Below are 8329 nucleotides of genomic sequence, written 5' to 3'. Positions count from 1 at the left end.
ATCAAGCCGCACACCAAGTTCGAATCTGAAGTGTACATTCTGTCCAAAGATGAAGGCGGCCGTCATACTCCGTTCTTCAAAGGCTACCGTCCGCAGTTCTACTTCCGTACTACTGACGTGACTGGTACCATCGAACTGCCGGAAGGCGTAGAGATGGTAATGCCGGGCGACAACATCAAAATGGTTGTTACCCTGATCCACCCGATCGCGATGGACGATGGCCTGCGTTTCGCAATCCGTGAAGGCGGCCGTACCGTTGGCGCGGGCGTTGTAGCTAAAGTTCTGAGCTAATTGCCGATAACATTTGACGCAATGCGCAATAAAAGGGCATCATTTGATGCCCTTTTTGCACGCTTTCGTACCAGAACCTGGCTCATCAGTGATTTTCTTTGTCATAATCATTGCTGAGACAGGCTCTGTTGAGGGCGTATAATCCGAAAAGCGAATACGCGTTTCGATTTGGTTTGCCTCGCTATCGCGGGGTGAAAATGTTTGTAGAATACTTCTGACAGGTTGGTTTATGAGTGCGAATACCGAAGCTCAAGGAAGCGGGCGCGGCCTGGAAGCGATGAAGTGGGTCGTTGTGGTGGCATTGCTCCTGGTGGCAATCGTCGGCAACTACCTTTATCGCGACATTATGCTGCCGCTGCGTGCGCTGGCCGTAGTAATTCTGATTGCTGCAGCGGGTGGTGTCGCGCTGTTAACGACAAAAGGTAAAGCAACCGTTGCTTTTGCCCGTGAAGCGCGTACCGAAGTCCGTAAGGTCATTTGGCCGACTCGCCAGGAAACATTGCACACCACGCTGATTGTGGCTGCGGTTACCGCAGTAATGTCACTGATCCTGTGGGGACTGGATGGTATTCTGGTTCGCTTGGTATCCTTTATCACTGGCCTGAGGTTCTGAGATGTCTGAAGCTCCTAAAAAGCGCTGGTACGTCGTTCAGGCGTTTTCCGGTTTTGAAGGCCGCGTAGCAACGTCGCTGCGTGAGCATATCAAATTACACAACATGGAAGAGTTGTTTGGCGAAGTCATGGTTCCGACTGAAGAAGTCGTTGAGATCCGTGGCGGTCAGCGTCGCAAAAGCGAACGCAAATTCTTCCCTGGCTACGTCCTCGTTCAGATGGTGATGAACGACGCGAGTTGGCACCTGGTGCGCAGCGTACCGCGTGTGATGGGCTTCATCGGCGGTACTTCCGATCGTCCTGCACCAATCAGCGATAAAGAAGTTGATGCGATTATGAACCGCCTGCAGCAGGTTGGTGATAAGCCGCGTCCGAAAACGCTGTTTGAACCGGGTGAAATGGTTCGTGTTAATGATGGTCCGTTCGCTGACTTCAACGGCGTCGTTGAAGAGGTGGATTACGAGAAGTCTCGTCTGAAAGTCTCTGTTTCTATCTTCGGTCGTGCGACCCCGGTAGAGCTGGACTTCAGCCAGGTTGAAAAAGCCTAATCCAGCGATCAAAAAAGCGGCGATTAAATCGTTGCACAAGGCGTGAGATTGGAATACAATTTCGCGCCTTTTGTTTTTATGGGCCTTGCCCGTAAAACGATTTTTTATATCACGGGGAGCCTCTCAGAGGCGTTATTACCCAACTTGAGGAATTTATAATGGCTAAGAAAGTACAAGCCTATGTCAAGCTGCAGGTTGCAGCTGGTATGGCTAACCCGAGTCCGCCAGTAGGTCCGGCTCTGGGTCAGCAGGGCGTAAACATCATGGAATTCTGCAAAGCGTTCAACGCAAAAACTGATTCCATCGAAAAAGGTCTGCCGATTCCGGTAGTTATCACCGTTTACGCTGACCGTTCTTTCACTTTCGTTACCAAGACTCCGCCGGCAGCAGTTCTGCTGAAAAAAGCGGCTGGTATCAAGTCTGGTTCCGGTAAGCCGAACAAAGACAAAGTGGGTAAAATTTCCCGCGCTCAGCTGCAGGAAATCGCGCAGACCAAAGCTGCCGACATGACTGGTGCCGACATTGAAGCGATGACTCGCTCCATCGAAGGTACTGCACGTTCCATGGGCCTGGTAGTGGAGGACTAAGAAATGGCTAAACTGACCAAGCGCATGCGTGTTATCCGCGAGAAAGTTGATGCAACCAAACAGTACGACATCAACGAAGCTATCGCTCTGCTGAAAGAGCTGGCAACTGCTAAATTCGTAGAAAGCGTGGACGTTGCTGTTAACCTCGGCATCGACGCTCGTAAATCTGACCAGAACGTACGTGGTGCAACTGTACTGCCGCACGGTACTGGCCGTTCCGTTCGCGTAGCTGTATTTACCCAAGGCGCAAACGCTGAAGCTGCTAAAGCTGCAGGCGCTGAACTGGTAGGTATGGAAGATCTGGCTGACCAGATCAAGAAAGGCGAAATGAACTTTGACGTTGTTATTGCTTCTCCGGATGCAATGCGCGTTGTTGGCCAACTGGGTCAGGTTCTGGGTCCGCGCGGCCTGATGCCAAACCCGAAAGTGGGTACTGTAACTCCGAACGTTGCTGAAGCGGTTAAAAACGCTAAAGCTGGCCAGGTTCGTTACCGTAACGACAAAAACGGCATCATCCACACCACCATCGGTAAAGTGGACTTTGACGCTGACAAACTGAAAGAAAACCTGGAAGCTCTGCTGGTTGCGCTGAAAAAAGCAAAACCGACTCAGGCGAAAGGCGTGTACATCAAGAAAGTTAGCATCTCCACCACCATGGGTGCAGGTGTTGCAGTTGACCAGGCTGGCCTGAGCGCTTCTGCAAACTAATGCCTTTACGTGGGCGGTGATTTTGTCTACAATCTTACCCCCACGTATGCTAACGAAAGTTAGCAGCTAAAAAGATTTGTTCGTTGGAGCCTGGCCTATCCAGGCCTCCGTCGAAGACCGCAGGAGTTTCGCAAGAAACTTAATCCCCTGCGTAGACGGTGACAGAACGCTAAGATTATTCTTTTATATTCTGGCTTGTTTCTGCTCACCGTAATTAAGACGCTCTCTCCATTTGGAGGAGTGAAGTGAGTTCCAGAGATTTTCTCTGGCAAACATCCAGGAGCAAAGCTAATGGCTTTAAATCTTCAAGACAAACAAGCGATTGTTGCTGAAGTCAGCGAAGTAGCCAAAGGCGCGCTGTCTGCAGTGGTTGCGGATTCCCGTGGCGTGACTGTAGATAAAATGACTGAACTGCGTAAAGCAGGTCGCGAAGCTGGCGTATACATGCGTGTTGTTCGTAACACCCTGCTGCGTCGTGCTGTTGAAGGTACTCCGTTCGAGTGCCTGAAAGACGCGTTTGTTGGTCCGACCCTGATTGCATACTCTATGGAACACCCGGGCGCTGCAGCTCGTCTGTTCAAAGAGTTCGCGAAAGCGAATGCAAAATTTGAGGTCAAAGCCGCTGCCTTTGAAGGTGAGCTGATCCCGGCGTCTCAGATCGACCGCCTGGCAACTCTGCCGACCTACGAAGAAGCAATTGCACGCCTGATGGCAACCATGAAAGAAGCTTCGGCTGGCAAACTGGTTCGTACTCTGGCTGCTGTACGCGATGCGAAAGAAGCTGCTTAATCGCAGTTATCTTTTTAACGCATTCGCTTACGTATAAACTTATTCTGATATTCAGGAACAATTTAAATGTCTATCACTAAAGATCAAATCATTGAAGCAGTTGCAGCTATGTCTGTAATGGACGTTGTAGAACTGATCTCTGCAATGGAAGAAAAATTCGGTGTTTCCGCTGCTGCTGCTGTAGCTGTAGCTGCTGGCCCGGTTGAAGCTGCTGAAGAAAAAACTGAATTCGACGTAATTCTGAAAGCTGCTGGCGCGAACAAAGTTGCTGTTATCAAAGCAGTACGTGGCGCAACTGGCCTGGGTCTGAAAGAAGCTAAAGACCTGGTAGAATCTGCTCCAGCTGCTCTGAAAGAAGGCGTGAGCAAAGATGACGCTGAAGCACTGAAAAAAGCTCTGGAAGAAGCTGGCGCTGAAGTTGAAGTTAAATAAGCCAACCCTTCCGGTTGCAGCCTGAGAAATCAGGCTGATGGCTGGTGACTTTTTGGTCACCAGCCTTTTTGCGCTGTAAGGCGCCAGTAGCGTTTCACACTGTTTGACTACTGCTGTGCCTTTCAATGCTTGTTTCTATCGACGACTTAATATACTGCGACAGAACACCCGTTCTGTGTAAATCGCAATGAAATGGTTTAAGCGTGATAGCAACAGGCATTGCGGAAAGTATCCATTTTCCGGTCAACAAAATAGTGTTGCACAAACTGTCCGCTCAGTGGACAGATGGGTCGACTTGTCAGCGAGCTGAGGAACCCTATGGTTTACTCCTATACCGAGAAAAAACGTATTCGTAAGGATTTTGGTAAACGTCCACAAGTTCTGGATGTACCTTATCTCCTTTCTATCCAGCTTGACTCGTTTCAGAAATTTATCGAGCAAGATCCTGAAGGGCAGTATGGTCTGGAAGCTGCTTTCCGTTCCGTATTCCCGATTCAGAGCTACAGCGGTAATTCCGAGCTGCAATACGTCAGCTACCGCCTTGGCGAACCGGTGTTTGACGTCCAGGAATGTCAAATCCGTGGCGTGACCTATTCCGCACCGCTGCGCGTTAAACTGCGTCTGGTGATCTATGAGCGCGAAGCGCCGGAAGGCACCGTAAAAGACATTAAAGAACAAGAAGTCTACATGGGCGAAATTCCGCTCATGACGGACAACGGTACCTTTGTTATCAACGGTACTGAGCGTGTTATCGTTTCCCAGCTGCACCGTAGTCCGGGTGTCTTTTTTGACTCCGACAAAGGTAAAACCCACTCTTCGGGTAAAGTGCTGTATAACGCGCGCATCATCCCTTACCGTGGTTCTTGGCTGGACTTCGAATTCGATCCGAAGGACAACCTGTTCGTACGTATCGACCGTCGCCGTAAACTGCCTGCGACAATCATTCTGCGTGCCCTGAACTACACCACAGAGCAGATCCTCGACCTGTTCTTTGAAAAAGTTATCTTTGAAATCCGTGATAACAAGCTGCAGATGGAACTGGTGCCGGAACGCCTGCGTGGTGAAACCGCATCTTTCGACATCGAAGCTAACGGTAAAGTGTACGTAGAAAAAGGCCGCCGTATTACTGCGCGCCACATTCGCCAACTGGAAAAAGACGACGTCAAACTGATCGAAGTCCCGGTTGAGTACATCGCAGGTAAAGTGGTTGCTAAAGACTATATTGATGAGTCTACCGGCGAGCTGATCTGTGCAGCGAACATGGAGCTGAGCCTGGACCTGCTGGCTAAGCTGAGCCAGTCTGGTCACAAGCGTATCGAAACGCTGTTTACTAACGATCTGGATCACGGCCCATATATCTCTGAAACCTTACGTGTCGACCCAACTAACGACCGTCTGAGCGCACTGGTAGAAATCTACCGCATGATGCGTCCTGGCGAGCCGCCGACCCGTGAAGCTGCTGAAAGCCTGTTCGAGAACCTGTTCTTCTCTGAAGACCGCTATGACTTGTCTGCGGTTGGTCGTATGAAGTTCAACCGTTCTCTGCTGCGCGAAGAAATCGAAGGTTCCGGTATCCTGAGCAAAGACGACATCATTGATGTTATGAAAAAGCTCATCGATATCCGTAACGGTAAAGGCGAAGTCGATGATATCGACCACCTCGGCAACCGTCGTATCCGTTCCGTTGGCGAAATGGCGGAAAACCAGTTCCGCGTTGGCCTGGTACGTGTAGAGCGTGCGGTGAAAGAGCGTCTGTCTCTGGGCGATCTGGATACCCTGATGCCTCAGGACATGATCAACGCCAAGCCGATTTCCGCAGCAGTGAAAGAGTTCTTCGGTTCCAGCCAGCTGTCTCAGTTTATGGACCAGAACAACCCGCTGTCTGAGATTACGCACAAACGTCGTATCTCTGCACTCGGCCCAGGCGGTCTGACCCGTGAACGTGCAGGCTTCGAAGTTCGAGACGTACACCCGACTCACTACGGTCGCGTATGTCCAATCGAAACCCCTGAAGGTCCGAACATCGGTCTGATCAACTCCCTGTCCGTGTACGCACAGACTAACGAATACGGCTTCCTTGAGACTCCGTATCGTAAAGTGACCGACGGTGTTGTAACTGACGAAATTCACTACCTGTCTGCTATCGAAGAAGGTAACTACGTTATCGCCCAGGCGAACTCCAACCTGGATGAAGAAGGCCACTTCGTAGAAGACCTGGTAACTTGCCGTAGCAAAGGCGAATCCAGCTTGTTCAGCCGTGACCAGGTTGACTATATGGACGTATCCACCCAGCAGGTGGTATCCGTCGGTGCGTCCCTGATCCCGTTCCTTGAACACGATGACGCCAACCGTGCATTGATGGGTGCGAACATGCAACGTCAGGCCGTTCCAACTCTGCGCGCTGATAAGCCGCTGGTTGGTACGGGTATGGAACGTGCTGTTGCCGTTGACTCCGGTGTAACTGCGGTAGCTAAACGTGGTGGTGTCGTTCAGTACGTGGATGCTTCCCGTATCGTTATCAAAGTTAACGAAGACGAGATGTATCCGGGTGAAGCAGGTATCGACATCTACAACCTGACCAAATACACCCGTTCTAACCAGAACACCTGTATCAACCAGATGCCGTGTGTGTCTCTGGGGGAACCGGTAGAACGTGGCGACGTGCTGGCAGACGGTCCGTCCACCGACCTCGGTGAACTGGCGCTTGGTCAGAACATGCGCGTAGCGTTCATGCCGTGGAATGGTTACAACTTCGAAGACTCCATCCTCGTATCCGAGCGTGTTGTTCAGGAAGACCGGTTCACCACCATCCACATTCAGGAACTGGCGTGTGTATCCCGTGACACCAAGCTGGGGCCGGAAGAGATCACCGCTGACATCCCGAACGTGGGTGAAGCTGCGCTCTCCAAACTGGATGAATCCGGTATCGTTTACATTGGTGCGGAAGTGACCGGTGGCGACATTCTGGTTGGTAAGGTAACGCCGAAAGGTGAAACTCAGCTGACCCCAGAAGAAAAACTGCTGCGTGCGATCTTCGGTGAGAAAGCGTCTGACGTTAAAGACTCTTCTCTGCGCGTACCAAACGGTGTATCCGGTACGGTTATCGACGTTCAGGTCTTTACTCGCGATGGCGTAGAAAAAGACAAACGTGCGCTGGAAATCGAAGAAATGCAGCTCAAACAGGCGAAGAAAGACCTGTCTGAAGAACTGCAGATCCTCGAAGCGGGTCTGTTCAGCCGTATCCGTGCTGTGCTGGTAGCCGGTGGTGTTGAAGCTGAGAAGCTCGACAAACTGCCGCGCGATCGCTGGCTGGAGCTGGGCCTGACCGACGAAGAGAAACAAAATCAGCTGGAACAACTGGCTGAGCAGTATGACGAACTGAAACACGAGTTCGAGAAGAAACTCGAAGCGAAACGCCGCAAAATCACCCAGGGCGACGATCTGGCACCGGGCGTGCTGAAGATTGTTAAGGTATATCTGGCGGTTAAACGCCGTATCCAGCCTGGTGACAAGATGGCAGGTCGTCACGGTAACAAGGGTGTAATTTCTAAGATCAACCCGATCGAAGATATGCCTTACGATGAAAACGGCACGCCGGTAGACATCGTACTGAACCCGCTGGGCGTACCGTCTCGTATGAACATCGGTCAGATTCTGGAAACCCACCTGGGTATGGCTGCGAAAGGTATCGGCGATAAGATCAACGCCATGCTGAAACAGCAGCAAGAAGTCGCGAAACTGCGCGAATTCATCCAGCGTGCGTACGATCTGGGCGCTGACGTTCGTCAGAAAGTTGACCTGAGTACCTTCAGCGATGAAGAAGTTATGCGTTTGGCTGAAAACCTGCGCAAAGGTATGCCAATCGCAACGCCGGTATTCGACGGTGCGAAAGAAGCAGAAATTAAAGAGCTGCTGAAACTTGGCGACCTGCCGACTTCTGGTCAGATCCGCCTGTACGACGGCCGCACTGGTGAACAGTTCGAACGTCCGGTAACCGTAGGTTACATGTACATGCTGAAACTGAACCACCTGGTCGACGATAAGATGCACGCGCGTTCCACTGGTTCTTACAGTCTGGTTACTCAGCAGCCGCTGGGTGGTAAGGCACAGTTCGGTGGTCAGCGTTTCGGGGAGATGGAAGTGTGGGCGCTGGAAGCATACGGCGCGGCATACACTCTGCAGGAAATGCTCACCGTTAAGTCTGATGACGTAAACGGTCGTACCAAGATGTATAAGAACATCGTGGACGGCAACCATCAGATGGAGCCGGGCATGCCAGAATCCTTCAACGTATTGTTGAAAGAGATTCGTTCGCTGGGTATCAACATCGAACTGGAAGACGAGTAATTCTCGCTCAAACAG

General features: G+C 51.2%; 8 protein-coding genes. All 8 read left to right on the top strand.

Annotation, left to right across the window (positions count from 1 at the left end; all coding sequences use genetic code 11):
* Positions 1-291, top strand: a 291-nt coding sequence (locus A7589_RS21540) for an EF-Tu C-terminal domain-related protein (RefSeq protein WP_032287544.1), incomplete at its 5' end; no start/stop codon positions are given.
* Between the two features lie 229 nt (positions 292-520).
* Positions 521-904, top strand: a complete 384-nt coding sequence (gene secE / locus A7589_RS21535; RefSeq protein WP_001275702.1) for a preprotein translocase subunit SecE — start codon at positions 521-523, stop codon at positions 902-904.
* Position 905: 1 nt separating this feature from the next.
* Complete coding sequence (gene nusG / locus A7589_RS21530) at positions 906-1451, top strand: transcription termination/antitermination protein NusG (RefSeq protein ID WP_001287521.1); 546 nt, start codon at positions 906-908, stop codon at positions 1449-1451.
* 158 nt (positions 1452-1609) lie between these two features.
* The gene (gene rplK, locus A7589_RS21525) at positions 1610-2038 is read left to right on the top strand and encodes a 50S ribosomal protein L11 (protein ID WP_001085926.1); all 429 of its coding nucleotides are present in this window, start codon (positions 1610-1612) and stop codon (positions 2036-2038) included.
* Positions 2039-2041: 3 nt separating this feature from the next.
* Entirely contained in the window at positions 2042-2746 is a 705-nt protein-coding gene (rplA, locus tag A7589_RS21520; RefSeq protein WP_001096683.1) for a 50S ribosomal protein L1, read from the top strand.
* A gap of 291 nt (positions 2747-3037) precedes the next feature.
* Entirely contained in the window at positions 3038-3535 is a 498-nt protein-coding gene (gene rplJ / locus A7589_RS21510) for a 50S ribosomal protein L10 (RefSeq protein ID WP_001207201.1), read from the top strand.
* Between the two features lie 66 nt (positions 3536-3601).
* A complete protein-coding gene (gene rplL / locus A7589_RS21505; RefSeq protein WP_000028878.1) occupies positions 3602-3967 on the top strand; it encodes a 50S ribosomal protein L7/L12 in 366 nt (121 codons plus the stop codon).
* Positions 3968-4285: 318 nt separating this feature from the next.
* Positions 4286-8314: a DNA-directed RNA polymerase subunit beta gene (gene rpoB, locus A7589_RS21500; RefSeq protein ID WP_000263098.1), complete on the top strand. Its 4029-nt coding sequence runs from the start codon at positions 4286-4288 to the stop codon at positions 8312-8314.
* The last annotated feature ends 15 nt before the right edge of the window (positions 8315-8329 follow it).

The organism is Escherichia sp. MOD1-EC6475 (assembly GCF_003046645.1).
GTDB lineage: Bacteria > Pseudomonadota > Gammaproteobacteria > Enterobacterales > Enterobacteriaceae > Escherichia > Escherichia ruysiae.
Note: the sequence above shows the minus strand (reverse complement) of the source record. Positions and strands in the feature narration are given on the sequence as shown.

Excerpts from the sequence above, each read along its gene's own strand:
- nusG (WP_001287521.1), top strand. The coding sequence starts at position 906 with ATGTCTGAAGCTCCTAAAAAGCGCTGGTACGTCGTTCAGGCGTTTTCC.
- rplJ (WP_001207201.1), top strand. The coding sequence starts at position 3,038 with ATGGCTTTAAATCTTCAAGACAAACAAGCGATTGTTGCTGAAGTCAGC.
- rplL (WP_000028878.1), top strand. The coding sequence starts at position 3,602 with ATGTCTATCACTAAAGATCAAATCATTGAAGCAGTTGCAGCTATGTCT.
- rplA (WP_001096683.1), top strand. The coding sequence starts at position 2,042 with ATGGCTAAACTGACCAAGCGCATGCGTGTTATCCGCGAGAAAGTTGAT.
- rpoB (WP_000263098.1), top strand. The coding sequence starts at position 4,286 with ATGGTTTACTCCTATACCGAGAAAAAACGTATTCGTAAGGATTTTGGT.
- secE (WP_001275702.1), top strand. The coding sequence starts at position 521 with ATGAGTGCGAATACCGAAGCTCAAGGAAGCGGGCGCGGCCTGGAAGCG.
- rplK (WP_001085926.1), top strand. The coding sequence starts at position 1,610 with ATGGCTAAGAAAGTACAAGCCTATGTCAAGCTGCAGGTTGCAGCTGGT.